18 protein-coding genes and 1 pseudogene are annotated in these 12,538 nt (G+C 64.6%); 9 read left to right on the forward strand and 10 right to left on the reverse strand.

What is annotated here, in order from left to right:
* Positions 1-11 precede the first annotated feature (11 nt).
* From ABLV49_RS24475 to ABLV49_RS24490, 4 genes and pseudogenes are all read left to right on the forward strand, one after another.
* Positions 12-1,418, forward strand: coding sequence for an MFS transporter (locus ABLV49_RS24475; protein ID WP_349282821.1), 1,407 nt, complete (start codon positions 12-14; stop codon positions 1,416-1,418).
* Complete coding sequence (locus tag ABLV49_RS24480) at positions 1,415-2,122, forward strand: fumarylacetoacetate hydrolase family protein (protein WP_349282823.1); 708 nt, start codon at positions 1,415-1,417, stop codon at positions 2,120-2,122. The genes ABLV49_RS24475 and ABLV49_RS24480 overlap by 4 nt, the downstream gene beginning before the upstream one ends.
* A 15-nt stretch (positions 2,123-2,137) precedes the next feature.
* Entirely contained in the window at positions 2,138-3,283 is a 1,146-nt protein-coding gene (locus ABLV49_RS24485; RefSeq protein ID WP_415838340.1) for a cupin domain-containing protein, read from the forward strand.
* Positions 3,284-3,315: 32 nt separating this feature from the next.
* Positions 3,316-4,353: pseudogene (locus ABLV49_RS24490) on the forward strand (amidohydrolase); the annotation flags it as partial.
* A 44-nt stretch (positions 4,354-4,397) separates the two neighbouring features.
* On the opposite strand, the gene ABLV49_RS24495 reads toward ABLV49_RS24490, so the two are convergent.
* Positions 4,398-4,763: a hypothetical protein gene (locus tag ABLV49_RS24495; RefSeq protein WP_349282825.1), complete on the reverse strand. Its 366-nt coding sequence runs from the start codon at positions 4,761-4,763 to the stop codon at positions 4,398-4,400.
* 88 nt (positions 4,764-4,851) lie between these two features.
* Between ABLV49_RS24495 and ABLV49_RS24500 the strand changes: the two genes are divergently transcribed.
* Together ABLV49_RS24500 and ABLV49_RS24505 are read left to right on the forward strand one after the other, a co-directional pair.
* The gene (locus ABLV49_RS24500; RefSeq protein WP_349282827.1) at positions 4,852-5,385 is read left to right on the forward strand and encodes a helix-turn-helix domain-containing protein; all 534 of its coding nucleotides are present in this window, start codon (positions 4,852-4,854) and stop codon (positions 5,383-5,385) included.
* The gene (locus ABLV49_RS24505; RefSeq protein WP_349276506.1) at positions 5,300-5,923 is read left to right on the forward strand and encodes an IS630 family transposase; all 624 of its coding nucleotides are present in this window, start codon (positions 5,300-5,302) and stop codon (positions 5,921-5,923) included. The genes ABLV49_RS24500 and ABLV49_RS24505 overlap by 86 nt, the downstream gene beginning before the upstream one ends.
* Here ABLV49_RS24505 and ABLV49_RS24510 read toward each other — a convergent pair.
* Positions 5,918-6,115, reverse strand: a complete 198-nt coding sequence (locus ABLV49_RS24510; protein WP_349282829.1) for a hypothetical protein — start codon at positions 6,113-6,115, stop codon at positions 5,918-5,920. The two genes, ABLV49_RS24505 and ABLV49_RS24510, sit on opposite strands and share 6 nt — an antisense overlap.
* A 20-nt stretch (positions 6,116-6,135) precedes the next feature.
* Entirely contained in the window at positions 6,136-6,423 is a 288-nt protein-coding gene (locus ABLV49_RS24515) for a hypothetical protein (RefSeq protein ID WP_432280037.1), read from the reverse strand.
* A gap of 3 nt (positions 6,424-6,426) precedes the next feature.
* Here ABLV49_RS24515 and ABLV49_RS24520 point away from each other — a divergent pair, with 3 nt between their 5' ends.
* Positions 6,427-6,942 (forward strand): transposase, encoded by a 516-nt coding sequence (locus ABLV49_RS24520; RefSeq protein WP_349279284.1) that lies wholly within the window; start codon positions 6,427-6,429, stop codon positions 6,940-6,942.
* Positions 6,939-8,015, forward strand: coding sequence for an IS3 family transposase (locus tag ABLV49_RS24525; protein ID WP_349276567.1), 1,077 nt, complete (start codon positions 6,939-6,941; stop codon positions 8,013-8,015). The genes ABLV49_RS24520 and ABLV49_RS24525 overlap by 4 nt, the downstream gene beginning before the upstream one ends.
* Before the next feature lie 6 nt (positions 8,016-8,021).
* Here the strand turns inward: ABLV49_RS24525 and ABLV49_RS24530 are convergent, their stop codons facing one another.
* The 4 genes from ABLV49_RS24530 to tnpA all read right to left on the reverse strand — a co-directional run bounded on the left by ABLV49_RS24530 (position 8,022) and on the right by tnpA (position 9,708).
* On the reverse strand, positions 8,022-8,345 hold the full coding sequence (locus tag ABLV49_RS24530) for a transposase (RefSeq protein ID WP_349282831.1): 324 nt from the start codon (positions 8,343-8,345) through the stop codon (positions 8,022-8,024).
* 28 nt (positions 8,346-8,373) lie between these two features.
* Complete coding sequence (locus ABLV49_RS24535) at positions 8,374-8,907, reverse strand: helix-turn-helix domain-containing protein (protein WP_349282833.1); 534 nt, start codon at positions 8,905-8,907, stop codon at positions 8,374-8,376.
* Between the two features lie 79 nt (positions 8,908-8,986).
* The gene (tnpB, locus tag ABLV49_RS24540; RefSeq protein ID WP_349276583.1) at positions 8,987-9,373 is read right to left on the reverse strand and encodes an IS66 family insertion sequence element accessory protein TnpB; all 387 of its coding nucleotides are present in this window, start codon (positions 9,371-9,373) and stop codon (positions 8,987-8,989) included.
* A complete protein-coding gene (gene tnpA / locus ABLV49_RS24545) occupies positions 9,373-9,708 on the reverse strand; it encodes an IS66 family insertion sequence element accessory protein TnpA (RefSeq protein WP_349276582.1) in 336 nt (111 codons plus the stop codon). The genes tnpB and tnpA overlap by 1 nt, the downstream gene beginning before the upstream one ends.
* 95 nt (positions 9,709-9,803) lie before the next feature.
* Between tnpA and ABLV49_RS24550 the strand changes: the two genes are divergently transcribed.
* Complete coding sequence (locus ABLV49_RS24550; protein WP_349282834.1) at positions 9,804-10,124, forward strand: hypothetical protein; 321 nt, start codon at positions 9,804-9,806, stop codon at positions 10,122-10,124.
* Between the two features lie 37 nt (positions 10,125-10,161).
* Here ABLV49_RS24550 and ypfH read toward each other — a convergent pair whose 3' ends face one another.
* Genes ypfH through ABLV49_RS24565 form a run of 3 tightly spaced genes read right to left on the reverse strand, consistent with a single transcriptional unit; the run spans position 10,162 to position 12,510 of the window.
* Complete coding sequence (gene ypfH / locus ABLV49_RS24555; RefSeq protein WP_349282836.1) at positions 10,162-10,788, reverse strand: esterase; 627 nt, start codon at positions 10,786-10,788, stop codon at positions 10,162-10,164.
* 26 nt (positions 10,789-10,814) lie between these two features.
* Positions 10,815-11,624 carry a dioxygenase family protein gene (locus tag ABLV49_RS24560; RefSeq protein ID WP_349282837.1) on the reverse strand — a complete coding sequence of 270 codons (810 nt, stop codon included), beginning with the start codon at positions 11,622-11,624 and terminating at the stop codon, positions 10,815-10,817.
* A 52-nt stretch (positions 11,625-11,676) separates the two neighbouring features.
* The gene (locus tag ABLV49_RS24565) at positions 11,677-12,510 is read right to left on the reverse strand and encodes an isochorismatase family protein (RefSeq protein ID WP_349282839.1); all 834 of its coding nucleotides are present in this window, start codon (positions 12,508-12,510) and stop codon (positions 11,677-11,679) included.
* Between the last annotated feature and the right edge of the window lie 28 nt (positions 12,511-12,538).

Genomic DNA, 12,538 nt, shown 5'->3' on the forward strand with positions numbered 1-12,538 from the left:
AGACAAACGTCATGCGCCAAATCGATGTTCACCAACTCGCGGACGATGCCCGCTTCAACCGCTTTCATGGGCTCGTGCTGTTCTGGTGCGCCGTGATCATCATCTTCGACGGTTACGACCTGGCCGTTGTCGGCATCGCGCTGCCCTCCATCATGAAGGACCTGAACGTGGACCCGACCCAGGCCGGATTCATGGTCAGCTCGGCGTTGTTCGGGATGATGTTCGGCGCGATATTCCTGGGGACGATCGCCGACCGCATCGGAAGGCGCTGGGCCATCGTCATCTGCATCACGCTGTTCAGCTTGTTCACGGGTGCCGCAGGACTGACCCGCGATCCCGTCATGTTCGGCATCATGCGTTTCCTGGCGGGCCTGGGCATCGGCGGCGTCATGCCCAACGTGGTGGCCCACATGACGGAGTATTCGCCGAAAAAGATACGCGCCACGCTGGTCACGGTGATGTTCAGCGGTTACGCCGTTGGGGGCATTGTGGCCGCATTGCTCGGCAAGGGCTTGATCGAACGCTACGGCTGGCAGTCCGTGTTCTTCGCTGCTACCGTACCGGTGCTGCTGATTCCAGCGATCCTCAAGTCGCTGCCGGAGTCCATGCCTTTCCTGCTGTCCAAGGGCCGGCATGAGGAACTCAAGCGCATCGCCGCCCGCATCGAGCCGACCTACACGCCTCAGGCCAGCGATCAGCTTACGGTGCCCCCGCAGGACAAGGCGCACGGCGCGCCCACGCGGCACCTGTTCACCGATGGGCGCGGCTTTAGCACCGTGATGTTCTGGATCGCGTTTTTCATGTGCCTTTTCATGGTCTATGCGCTGAGTTCGTGGCTGACGAAGCTGATGGCCAGCGCCGGCTACAGCCTGGGCTCGGCGCTGACTTTCGTGCTGGTGCTCAACGTCGGCGCGATGGTGGGCGCCGTCGGCGGCGGCTGGCTGGCGGATCGCTTTCACATCAAGTATGTGCTCGCTTCGATGTACGCGCTGGCCGCGCTCTCTGTCACCCTGCTTGGCTTTGCGATGCCGCAGGCGCTGCTGTTCTTGGTGGTGGGGCTGGCGGGTGCCTCGACCATTGGAACCCAGATCGTCGCGAATGCCTATACCGGACAGTTCTACCCGATGGCGATACGCTCGACCGGACTCGGCTTTGCGCTGGGCATCGGCCGCAGCGGCGCCATCCTGGCGCCCATCGTCATCGGCGTACTGGTCGGCCTGCAATTGCCGCTGCGGCAAAACTTCTTTGCGATCGCGATCCCGGGCGTGATCGGCATGCTGGCCGTGCTACTGATCGATCACCGCAAATCCGCCTCCGAGCAATACGCCGCCGTGCATGCCGATCCGGCAACGGCTCCAACCGGCGCGGCATTCCCAGCAACTGATTTTTCCCGCCCACTTCACAAGGAAAACCCATGACCGCTACCGCCTACCTCTGGGCTCCACCGCCCGTGTATTGTCTGCCTGTGCGTGGCCGCAGCGAGCGCTTGCCGATCAACCGGCTGTTCTTCGTCGGCCGCAATTACCATGCGCACGCTGTCGAAATGGGGCGCCCCGTCGACAAGTCGGCCGAAGTGCCGTTCTACTTTACCAAGGCGCCATCGACATTGGTCGAGTCCGGGGCCACGGTGGCCTATCCGCCTGGCACCAAGGACTACCAGTATGAAATGGAATTGGTGCTGGCCATCGGCGTCGCCGGCTTTCGCGTGAGCGAAGCCGAAGCCCCAAAGCTCATCTATGGGTATGCCTGCGGCTTGGACATGACGCGGCGCGATTTGCAACTGGCGGCCCGGGAAAAAGGCCGGCCCTGGGATCTGGGCAAGGACGTCGAGCAATCTTCCGTGGTGTCCGAGATCGTGCCCATGCCGCAGGTCGTCCTCGGCCAGGGGGCGCTGAGCATGTCGGTCAACGGCGAGGTGCGCCAGAAGTCCGACTTGTCCAAGCTAATATGGAACATTCCCGAACTGATCGCGGACCTCTCGAAGTTCTATCACCTGCAGCCCGGCGACCTGATCTTCACGGGCACGCCCGAGGGCGTGGGCCCTGTGCAACCCGGCGAACGCATCGAAGGCCGCATAGAAGGCGTCGGTTCGATTGCGCTGAACGTCGGTCCGGCCGAGTAGGCGATGGACCACCCCATGGACAAGGACAACCCATCGATGACCATCGACCTGAAACCCTCGCCCGTGCGCTTGAAAGCCGTCGCCGGCCGGGGACAACCCGAACCTTCGCCCGCGCTGGAGCAGTTGTACCGAGGGTTCGAAGAGGAACTTCTCGTGCCCTTGTGGACCGAGATCGGCGACTTGATGCCGCTGCATCCAAAGTCCAAGGCCGCACCGCATCTTTGGCGCTGGGACCGGCTGAAGGCGCTCGCGGCACAGGCTGGCCAGATCGTGCCCGTCGGGCGGGGTGGCGAGCGCCGCGCCATCGCGCTGGCCAACCCGGACCTCGGGGGCAGGCCTTTTGCCACCCCCACGCTCTGGGCCGCCATTCAATACCTGATGCCGGGCGAAAACGCGCCGGAGCACCGCCATACGCAGCACGCCTTTCGTTTCGTGGTGGAAGGCGAGGGCGTGTGGACCGTGGTCAATGGCGATGCCGTGCGCATGTCGCGCGGCGACTTTCTGCCGCAGGCGGGCTGGAACTGGCATTCCCATCACAACGCCGCCACGGAGCCGATGGCCTGGATCGACGGCCTGGACATTCCTTTCTCGTATTACACCGAAAGCCAGTTCTTCGAGGTCGGTCGCGAGCAGATCAGCCACGCCGAAAAGGGCACGCCTGAACGCTCGCAGTCGGAACGCTTGTGGGGCCATCCCGGGCTGCGCCCAGCGTCCGCGACGACGGCCCTGCCAGCCACGCCGCTGCTGGCCTATCGCTGGAGCGACACCGACCGCGCCCTGGCGGACCAACTGGCCCTCGAGGACGAGGGTTGCGTCGCCACCCTGAGTCCAGGGCACGCCGCCGTGCGCTTCACCAATCCCACGACGGGCGGCGACGTGCTGCCGACGCTGCGCACCGAAATGCACCGCGTGCGCGCCGGCGCCCAGACGCTGGTGCGGCGCGAGGTCGGCTCGTCCGTCTTTCAGGTGTTCGACGGCGGCGGCACCGTCACCGTCGGAGAGCGTACATGGCAGGTTGCGCGCGGCGACCTGTTCGTGGTGCCGTCGTGGCAGCCGTTTGCAGCCCAGGCATCGCCGGCAACGCAGCTCGATTTGTTCCGGTTCGGCGACGCGCCTATCTTCGAGGCGCTTCACGCGCACCGGATGCAGATCGGCAACTGAAGCGACCACGCCCCCCAACCGAGGAGCACCCCGTGAGGCACCCAACGTTCACCCGGCGCGATGCACGGCGCCCCCTTCGACGCAGACTGGCGGGCCTGGCGCTGGCCGCGCTGTCATCGATCGCATGCGCGCAGACGCCCGACAATGCCGCCCGGCTCGCCCCGGACATCGACAAGCTCATCGCGGCCAACCATGCCCCTGTCGAGGCGCTCTACCAGGACATCCATGCCCATCCCGAACTGGCGCTCGAGGAAGTCAATACCGCCAGGAAACTGGCGACGGCGATGCGCGAAATCGGCTTCGAGGTGACCGAGGGCGTCGGCAAGACCGGTGTCGTCGTGATGATGCGCAACGGCGCGGGGCCGACGGTCATGGTCCGCACCGAACTCGACGCGCTGCCCATGGAGGAAAAGACCGGCCTGCCGTATGCAAGCAAGGTCAAGACGGTGTTCGGCGGCAAGGAGTCATTCGTCGCGCACTCCTGCGGCCATGACCTGCACATGGCCGCCTGGGTCGGGACCGCGAAGACGCTGGTCGCATTGAAGGACCGCTGGAAAGGCACGCTGATGTTTATCGCGCAGCCCGCCGAAGAGACCTTGAGCGGGGCCAGGCCGATGCTGGCCGATGGCCTGTTCACACGCTTCGGCAAGCCGGACATGGCATTCGCGCTCCATACCTGGCCGATGGCCTACGGAGAGATCGGCCTGAATTCGGGCCCCGTGCTGACCGGGAGCGATGCGTTCGAAGCGCGGTTTTTCGGCCGGGGCGCGCACGGCTCCGCGCCCGACAAGTCGATCGACCCGGTGCTGATGGCCTCGCGCTTCGTCGTCGACGTTCAAGGCGTGATCAGCCGCGAGAAGGATCCGTTCCAGTTCGGCGTCTTCACCGTGGGCGCCATCCAGGGCGGGACGGTGGGCAACATCATTCCCGAGACCGTCGATCTGCGAGGCACCATTCGCAGCCTGGACAAGGGCGTTCGCACCAAAATGCACGATGGCATTCGGCGCACGGCAAAGGCCAGCGCCCAAATGGCGGGGGCCCCCGAGCCGGAAGTGAAGATCATCCCTGGGTAACCGGTAACCCTGCGGCGTTGTTGACGCGTAAGCCCGGATGCTCAGAAGGGTCGGAGTCGGGACGCGGTTTGCTTGCCAGAGGAAGGACGGCGCTGAGGTCTGCCGCCGGGTGCGGTGGCGGCGATGCATTCGACGAGATTGAAGGAGGCCAGCAGCAGGTATTTCTCGGCATCGCTGCGCACCGCCAGCAAGTCATGATCGCGCAAGTACCCGTGTACGAACGCCAGCAGATAGCGTTGCGCATGATCGTCGACGCGTTGTTGGGCGGCTTGCCGCATGAGCTCGGGACTCAAACATTCGTCGAACCGAATGCTGCCATTGAGGCGCTGCAGGCAGCGCTCCTGAACGTCCTCCGTGATGAGGGGCCAGTCCAGCGCCGACGCCTTGATGGCCTGGTAGGCCACCATCAGGATGTAATACCAATCCCGACAGAGAAAGAACCAAAGTCAGTGATCGGAGTCTGACCAGTCTTGGCTCTCGCAGGAGGTTACGAAAATGTTATCTCAGCACATCATTGATCAGCTGCAGCCCTATGATTTCGACCGGCTGGCCCGCAAGGAATCGGATGGGCGCCGGCGACTGCGCCTGATAGCACTGGCGCATCTCAAAGAGGGCAAAAGCTGCAGCGAAGTGGGCGCTGCACTGCGCGTGAGCCGCCACGCGGTCATGCGCTGGGTGCAGTGGTTCATCGCTGGCGGCGTGGCCCGTCTGGCCGGCATGCCGCACGACTGGAGTACGCAGCGCCTTGCCAAAGGACAGGAAGAAGCGTGTCGCCAGGCCGTCGAACAACTCCAGTGCGAACGCGGCGGTGGGCGGGTTCGGGGTAAAGATATTCGCCAGTTGTTGGACCGGCAGTTCGGCGTTGCCTACAGCTTGAACGGTGTGTATGACCTCATGAAGCGCTTGGGCATGGTATGGATTTCGGCCCGCGCCGTCAGTCCCAGTGCCGATCCGGTGGCACAAGCCGAATTCAAAAAAAAACTTCGTCCAGGAAGTCGCAGCAACGCTGCCCCCGAGCATTGCGCCTGAGCAAGTGGATGTTTGGTTTCAAGATGAAATGCGCATTGGCCAGCGCGGCACGCAAACGCGCCTGTGGGCGCGCAAGGGAACGCGGCCCCGGGTGGTGCGCCAGCAGCAGTCCGAATCGGCATACATCTTTGGCGCCGTCTGTGCGCAGCGCGATACGGCTGTTGGCCTGATCCTGCCGCAGGCCAATACCGAGGCGATGACCCTACACCTGCAGGCCATCAGCGAGGCCGTTCCTGCGGGGCGCCACGCGGTGCTGGTGCTCGATCGTGCAGGGTGGCATACCACCGCCAAACTGCCCCAGTTCTCCAACCTCTCATTGCTGCCGCTGCCCGCGGGTTCACCCGAACTCAACCCGGCCGAGCAGGTGTGGCAGCAACTGCGCGACCGGCACCTGGCCAACCGCTGCTATGACGGGTATGAGCAGATTGTGGATGCCTGCTGCGACGCTTGGAATGCCTTCACGCAAATCCCTGGTGCCATCCGCTCTTTGTGCTCCCGCAGCTGGGCAGTGCTGCCTTCAGCTTCGGTTATCTCATGACACGGGATTGGTATAAATCGGTACTTCCAGCTGCTGCAGGCTCACGCCCATGCGCTCGAGCACCAGCACCGAGGCCAGCAGGTTGGGCTGGCGCAGATAAATTTCGTCGGCCAGCTGCACACGCTGTGCAGCGCTCATGCGCTCCACAGAAACGACCGCCTGGACGACCTGGGCCTGGGACAGCTCGCTCATGGACTCATACCAATCCCGTGTCATGAGATAACCGAAGCTGAAGGCAGCACTGCCCAGCTGCGGGAGCACAAAGAGCGGATGGCACCAGGGATTTGCGTGAAGGCATTCCAAGCGTCGCAGCAGGCATCCACAATCTGCTCATACCCGTCATAGCAGCGGTTGGCCAGGTGCCGGTCGCGCAGTTGCTGCCACACCTGCTCGGCCGGGTTGAGTTCGGGTGAACCCGCGGGCAGCGGCAGCAATGCCCCCTGTGTCAGACTAGTTGTCGCCTCCGATTTTCCGCGGGTTATCCGCAGCGCAAGCGACATTTCATGCACAGAAAACCTCATTCCCATCACTCCACCGAATTCAAGGAGCAGGCACTGCTCAAAGCCCGCCATCGCGGCGCGCGTTCAATTCTGAGCCTTGCCAGCGAGCTGAACATGTCTGCCGGCACCCTCAAGCGATGGGTGCTGGACTCGGCCAAGGCCGGCGAACAGGCACTCGGGGAGACAAGCCCTGCGCTGGACGGCCCGGCTGCATCTTGGTCGCCATCGCAGCGCCTGAGGGCTCTGCAGGAAAGCTACGCATTCAATGGCCCGGCACTGGCGGCGTGGTGCCGCGAGCGTGGTGTGTTCGAGCACCAGTTGGTGCAGTGGCGCGAAGAGTTTTGCACCCCGGTCGCGCCCGCCTCGCGCGAGGCAACGGGTGCCTTTCGAGAACTCCAGCGTCAGCACGAGCAGCTCCAGCGTGAATTGCGGCGCAAGGAAAAAGCGCTGGCCGAGGTAGCCGCCTTGCTGGTGTTGCAAAAAAACTTCCAGGCGCTGCTGGAGGGCGCGGACAAATGACGTCCGTCCAGCAGCGCCAAAAGTTGCTCGGCCTGATCGGCAAGGCCTGCGCCGACGGGGCGCGCTTGAAGCCGGCTTGCCATCAAATCGGGCTGTCCTGCCGTAGCGTGCAGCGCTGGCAGCGCACGCAGGCGGCCGAGGGCGACCAGCGTCCTTCGGGCAAGCGGCGCTATGTGTGCCCGCCCAACAAGCTGCGCGAGGACGAGCGCCAGGCGGTGATGGCCACGCTCAACAGCGAAGCGTTCAAGGACTTGCCGCCGAGCCAAGTCGTGCCTCGCCTGGCCGACCGCGGCGTCTATGTGGCCTCGGAGTCCACGATGTACCGAATACTTCGACAGCAGGGCCAACTGGGCCATCGACGCTCGGAGCGCGCAGCGCAAAAGCGAAGCCGGCCGCGCGCCCTTGCCGCCACCGGAGCCGATCAGGTGTTCTGCTGGGATATCACGTATCTGCCCACTCAGGTGCGCGGCCAGCACTTTTACCTGTACCTGTTCGAGGATTTGTTCAGCCGCAAGATCGTGGGCTGGCAGGTGTTTGACTGCGAGAGCGCCGAGCTGGCCAGCCAGTTGCTGCGTGACATCTGTGAGAGCCAGGGCATTCGCCCGGGCCAGCTGACGGTGCATTCGGACAACGGCTCGCCCATGAAGGGCGAGACCATGCTGGCGGCCATGCAGCGCCTGGGCGTGGCGCACACGCGCAGCCGTCCGTCCGTGAGCAATGACAATCCGTACGTCGAATCAGCGTTCAGAACGCTGAAGTACCGCCCCGAACTGCCTGTCAAGCCGTTCGAGAACCTGCTGGCCGCAAGGCGCTGGGTCACCGAGCTGGCCCATTGGTACAACCACGAGCATCGCCACAGCGCCATTGGCTTCGTGACACCGGCGCAGCGCCATGCCGGCCTGGACCGGGCACTGCTTGAGCAGCGCGCGCTCGTCTATGAACAGGCCCGCCAGGAAAATCCTCAGCGCTGGTCAGGGCAGCCTCGCCAGTGGGCGCATGTCGATGTCGTGCACCTCAACCCAGAAACCAAGCAACAAACCAAGGAGCCTGAATCCAAGCAAAAAACAGCCTGACTCACTTCACTTCAGGCGACAACTTCCTTGACAGCCACCGAATGAGAGGTTGGAGAACTGGGGCAGTTTGGCGGTGGTATGCCACCCTGCACGATCGAGCACCAGCACCGCGTGGCGCCCCGCAGGAACGGCCTCGCTGATGGCCTGCAGGTGTAGGGTCATCGCCTCGGTATTGGCCTGCGGCAGGATCAGGCCAACAGCCGTATCGCGCTGCGCACAGACGGCGCCAAAGATGTATGCCGATTCGGACTGCTGCTGGCGCACCACCCGGGGCCGCGTTCCCTTGCGCGCCCACAGGCGCGTTTGCGTGCCGCGCTGGCCAATGCGCATTTCATCTTGAAACCAAACATCCACTTGCTCAGGCGCAATGCTCGGGGGCAGCGTTGCTGCGACTTCCTGGACGAAGTTTTTTTTTGAATTCGGCTTGTGCCACCGGATCGGCACTGGGACTGACGGCGCGGGCCGAAATCCATACCATGCCCAAGCGCTTCATGAGGTCATACACACCGTTCAAGCTGTAGGCAACGCCGAACTGCCGGTCCAACAACTGGCGAATATCTTTACCCCGAACCCGCCCACCGCCGCGTTCGCACTGGAGTTGTTCGACGGCCTGGCGACACGCTTCTTCCTGTCCTTTGGCAAGGCGCTGCGTACTCCAGTCGTGCGGCATGCCGGCCAGACGGGCCACGCCGCCAGCGATGAACCACTGCACCCAGCGCATGACCGCGTGGCGGCTCACGCGCAGTGCAGCGCCCACTTCGCTGCAGCTTTTGCCCTCTTTGAGATGCGCCAGTGCTATCAGGCGCAGTCGCCGGCGCCCATCCGATTCCTTGCGGGCCAGCCGGTCGAAATCATAGGGCTGCAGCTGATCAATGATTTGCTGAGATAACATTTTCGTAACCTCCACCAAGACTCCAATATCGCTCAGACTTCAATCGCTGGCATTGGTTCTTTATCTATCGGGATTGGTATTATGTTACCGAGGGCGCCTGCGGTACGGCACAGGATTGTCCCCAATTGCGCGGGCTGCGATAGCGCTTGTACTGCCGTTTGGGCTCGATGCCCTCGAGCATGAGTTTCAACGCCGTCCAGTCCATCTCGCGGTGAACCACCGCACTCCAGTCGCGCAAGAATGTCCCGCCCTCCAGGCGTTTGGCCCACACGCACCAGCCGCTGCGGTCAAAGTACAGCACCTTCATCTGCGTGGCGCGGCGGTTGACGAAGACAAACAGATGCCCGCTCAGCGGGTCCTGATGCAGCCCGTGCCGCGCCAGTGCGTACAGGCCATCGAAGGACAGCCTCATGCTCACCGGTTGACCATAAAGGAAGACGCGAATCTGGCCTTCGGGAAAGAACATCAGCGCCGAACCAGGGTGAGGGTCAGACCCGCGCCGAGGTCCAGGCGCAACTCCAGCGCCGGGCAAGGCGCGGGCGCACCCGAGCCCATCGTACCCAAATCGACGAAAGCCATCGGTGCCTGGCTTTGGGCGTCCTGCTTGAGCTGGCGAACCACGCCAGCCCCACCAAGCAAGCGCGAACGCCAGCGCGCAAAGCTACTGCGGCACAGACCCTCACGGCGGCAGAACGCCTCTACCGTCAATCCGGCGCCTTCAAAGCGTTTGAACGCTTCGAGCCAGGCTTGCTCGTTCAAACGGTGACGGCGCTTTACGCCCTCGTTGACCATGGCTTGCATCGCTGTTGCTCCTCATCGTAAATCAATGAAGGCATTGTTCCCGACGACACCTTTGCAAGGAAGGACGCCGTTCAGTTACCGGTTACATCCCTAGCGTGGACTCGGTCGTGAACGACGCGGCCATCGTGAACCGCAACGAAGCCATCCTGAAGGCCGCCTTCGATCCGGCCAAGGTCAAACGGATGCCGCCGGCCAGCCCGACCGACGACTTCGCCGAGTTCGTCAGCGCGGGCGTGCCCTCGATGTTCTTCTTCATCGGCGTGCTCGATCCGAAAGATGTCGAAGCCTCGCGCCAGCCCGGCGGCAAGCCTGTGCCGATCAACCACTCGCCGTACTTCGCGCCCGTGGCGGAGCCGTCGCTCAAGACGGGCATCAAGGCGATGAGCCTGGCCGTGCTCGGCGCGATGCAGAAATGACAGGCGGCGCTGGCCCGTTCTTTTGTTGACTCAGGGTTCAGGCGGGCGCAAGCCGGGCGGACAGGCGCTCCAGGAGCGCAGGGTGCGGCTCGTGGCCTACGCCGTGCGCCAGATCCAGCGTGACCTCGGTGCCCAACTGCAGCAGTCGCGCCTGCGCGGTCTGCGCCAGCGCAGCGGGCATCACCGGGTCGGCATCGCCGTGCAGGAAATGAATCGCCGCGCCGGATTGCCGGTTCGGCAGCGTGGCGAACCGGCCTGCGATGGCGACGATCCGTAGGGCCGCAGGCGCGGCGAGCTTGGTGGATTCGAGCGCCATGATCGCGCCCTGCGAGAAGCCAGCGATCAGCGTGCGTTGCGCGTCGGTGCCCGAGACGCGCTGCCAGTGCTGCACGGTCGCCACGAAGGCGGGCATGGCCCCGTCCACGCGCGCCTGGCGGTTGTCCTCGGTCACTCCGCGCACCGAGAACCACTGCAGTCCATGGCTGGAAACGTCGGAAGGCTCGGGCGAGGCAATGCTGACCACCATGGCCGCGCTGTCGCGGTTGGCGAACCAGCGCGCGGCGCCCAGCAGCGACTGCGGCACCGAGCCGACGCCGTGCATGAGCAGTACGAGCTGCGAGGCCGGGCCCTGGGGTTGCTGGACGATGAGGGAGGTGGGAGACATGGCGGTTCCTTGCAAATGAAATGGATTCAGGACAGGGCGGGCGCGCCCGGCAGCTCGCCGAAGACGTAGCCTTCCATGGACAGCACGCCGTAGGTCACGCCGCCTTCCATGACCTCGACCGTCTCGCCCGCGCTGCTGGCGCCGGCGGCCACGAGCAGCGGCAGATAGTGCTCGTCCGAGGGGTGGGCGCGCCGGCTATGCGGTGCGCCACGGAAGTCGATCAGCGCCGCCTCGTCGTGCGCCGTGGCGGCGCGGCGGGCCCACTGCACGAATTCGCGCACGTAGTCCTCAGACGCCTCGGTTTCCGACTGGCGGAATTCGTACAGGTTGTGCGTGAGGCTGCCCGAGCCCATGATCAGCACGCCCTGCTCGCGCAGCGGTGCCAGCGCGCGGCCCAGCGTCAGCGCATCGGCCGGGCGCAGGTCGATCGGCAGCGACAGCTGGAGCACCGGCAGCGGCGCGCCGGGCAGCATGTGCAGCAGCGGCACCCAGGCCCCATGGTCCAGCCCCTGCTCGCTCGCCAGTTGCGCTGGAAGGCCGGACTGGTCCAGCAGCGCAGCCACCTCGCGGGCGACCTCGGGCGCGCCCTCGGCGGGATACCGCAACGCATAGAGCGGCGCTGGAAAGCCGCCAAAGTCGTGGATGGTCTGCGGCCGCGCGCTGGCGCCGACGCGCAGTCCGCGCGTGCGCCAGTGCGGCGAGACCACGAGGATGGCTCGCAGCCCGGGCAATGCACGCACGCGCTCGCCGATGGCGTGCAGCAGGGGGCCGGCCTGGCCGGGCTCCAGCGCGAACGTGGGTGCGCCGTGTGAAACGAACAGGGCGGGAATCTTCATGGAAATGCTCCTTGGCGTTGTCCCCCGCGCCTCATGGAGCGGGGAGGGTTGCTTACTTGACGAGACCGAACGGATCCTTCACCGGGCGCTTGGCCGGGTCGGCGTTGTTCCAGAACTGCTGCACGATCCAGCCGTACTCGGGCAGGCCGTTGATGAATGGAGGCAGCATGTCGTTGGCCGACGGCAGTTTCCAGTCGGCCTGCAGTTCCGCCCCCAGCGCATAGACGGTGTTGAGTTGCGCGCCCGCGGCGCTCATGCGCTGCATCGCGGCGTCGGCCTCGTACTTGCTCCAGGCGCCCGATGCGTCCACCACCGGATGCACCACGTAGCCATCATTGATCATCGACAGCGTCGGGAGCGTCACGCACGTACCCAGCGTCACACCGGAGATGATGATGTGCTTGCGACCCGTTTTGGCCACTAGGTTCTCCAGCGCCTTGCGGAAGGTGGGATCTTCGTAGGCGTTGATGATGCCGGTGCGGCGGTGGATGGGCTGGTCCTTGAAGGTCTCCTTGAGCTCTGGCAGCAAGTCGCCGTTCTGCCACTGGGCGTTCGATGAGGACAGGAGCACCGGGATGTTCAGCGCCTTGGCCATCTGTGCCAGCGACACCACGTTGGCCTTGTAGCCCGATGCCTGCGCGAAGTCGCGGGTGCTGGCCATCAGGCCGATCTGATGGTCGATAAACAGCATGATGCTGTTGTCCGGCGTGGGCTTCTCGTAGGCCGCGCGGCCGGCCTTGCGGGCCTCCGCCGGGCTCGCCCTGGTGGACAGCGCCTTGTCGGTGATCGGGCTCACGATGTCGGCCGGGCGCTCTTGCGCGACAGCCAGGGTGGCGGCGCCCGCCAGCGCGAGGGCGGCGGCGATCCGGGTCAGTTGCTTGTGCATGGTTTTTCTCCGTGTGGGTTGAGGGGGA

The sequence above is a fragment of the Polaromonas hydrogenivorans genome (assembly GCF_040105105.1).
In the GTDB taxonomy this organism is placed as follows: Bacteria; Pseudomonadota; Gammaproteobacteria; order Burkholderiales; family Burkholderiaceae_C; genus Polaromonas; species Polaromonas hydrogenivorans.

Coding starts and splice junctions, on each gene's coding strand:
- ABLV49_RS24475 (WP_349282821.1), top strand. CDS start 12: ATGCGCCAAATCGATGTTCACCAACTCGCGGACGATGCCCGCTTCAAC.
- ABLV49_RS24480 (WP_349282823.1), top strand. CDS start 1,415: ATGACCGCTACCGCCTACCTCTGGGCTCCACCGCCCGTGTATTGTCTG.
- ABLV49_RS24485 (WP_415838340.1), top strand. CDS start 2,138: ATGGACAAGGACAACCCATCGATGACCATCGACCTGAAACCCTCGCCC.
- ABLV49_RS24495 (WP_349282825.1), bottom strand. CDS start 4,763: ATGGTGGCCTACCAGGCCATCAAGGCGTCGGCGCTGGACTGGCCCCTC.
- ABLV49_RS24500 (WP_349282827.1), top strand. CDS start 4,852: ATGTTATCTCAGCACATCATTGATCAGCTGCAGCCCTATGATTTCGAC.
- ABLV49_RS24510 (WP_349282829.1), bottom strand. CDS start 6,115: ATGAGCGAGCTGTCCCAGGCCCAGGTCGTCCAGGCGGTCGTTTCTGTG.
- ABLV49_RS24515 (WP_432280037.1), bottom strand. CDS start 6,423: ATGTCGCTTGCGCTGCGGATAACCCGCGGAAAATCGGAGGCGACAACT.
- ABLV49_RS24520 (WP_349279284.1), top strand. CDS start 6,427: ATGCACAGAAAACCTCATTCCCATCACTCCACCGAATTCAAGGAGCAG.
- ABLV49_RS24525 (WP_349276567.1), top strand. CDS start 6,939: ATGACGTCCGTCCAGCAGCGCCAAAAGTTGCTCGGCCTGATCGGCAAG.
- ABLV49_RS24530 (WP_349282831.1), bottom strand. CDS start 8,345: ATGCGCATTGGCCAGCGCGGCACGCAAACGCGCCTGTGGGCGCGCAAG.
- ABLV49_RS24535 (WP_349282833.1), bottom strand. CDS start 8,907: ATGTTATCTCAGCAAATCATTGATCAGCTGCAGCCCTATGATTTCGAC.
- tnpB (WP_349276583.1), bottom strand. CDS start 9,373: ATGTTCTTTCCCGAAGGCCAGATTCGCGTCTTCCTTTATGGTCAACCG.
- tnpA (WP_349276582.1), bottom strand. CDS start 9,708: ATGCAAGCCATGGTCAACGAGGGCGTAAAGCGCCGTCACCGTTTGAAC.
- ypfH (WP_349282836.1), bottom strand. CDS start 10,788: ATGTCTCCCACCTCCCTCATCGTCCAGCAACCCCAGGGCCCGGCCTCG.
- ABLV49_RS24560 (WP_349282837.1), bottom strand. CDS start 11,624: ATGAAGATTCCCGCCCTGTTCGTTTCACACGGCGCACCCACGTTCGCG.
- ABLV49_RS24565 (WP_349282839.1), bottom strand. CDS start 12,510: ATGCACAAGCAACTGACCCGGATCGCCGCCGCCCTCGCGCTGGCGGGC.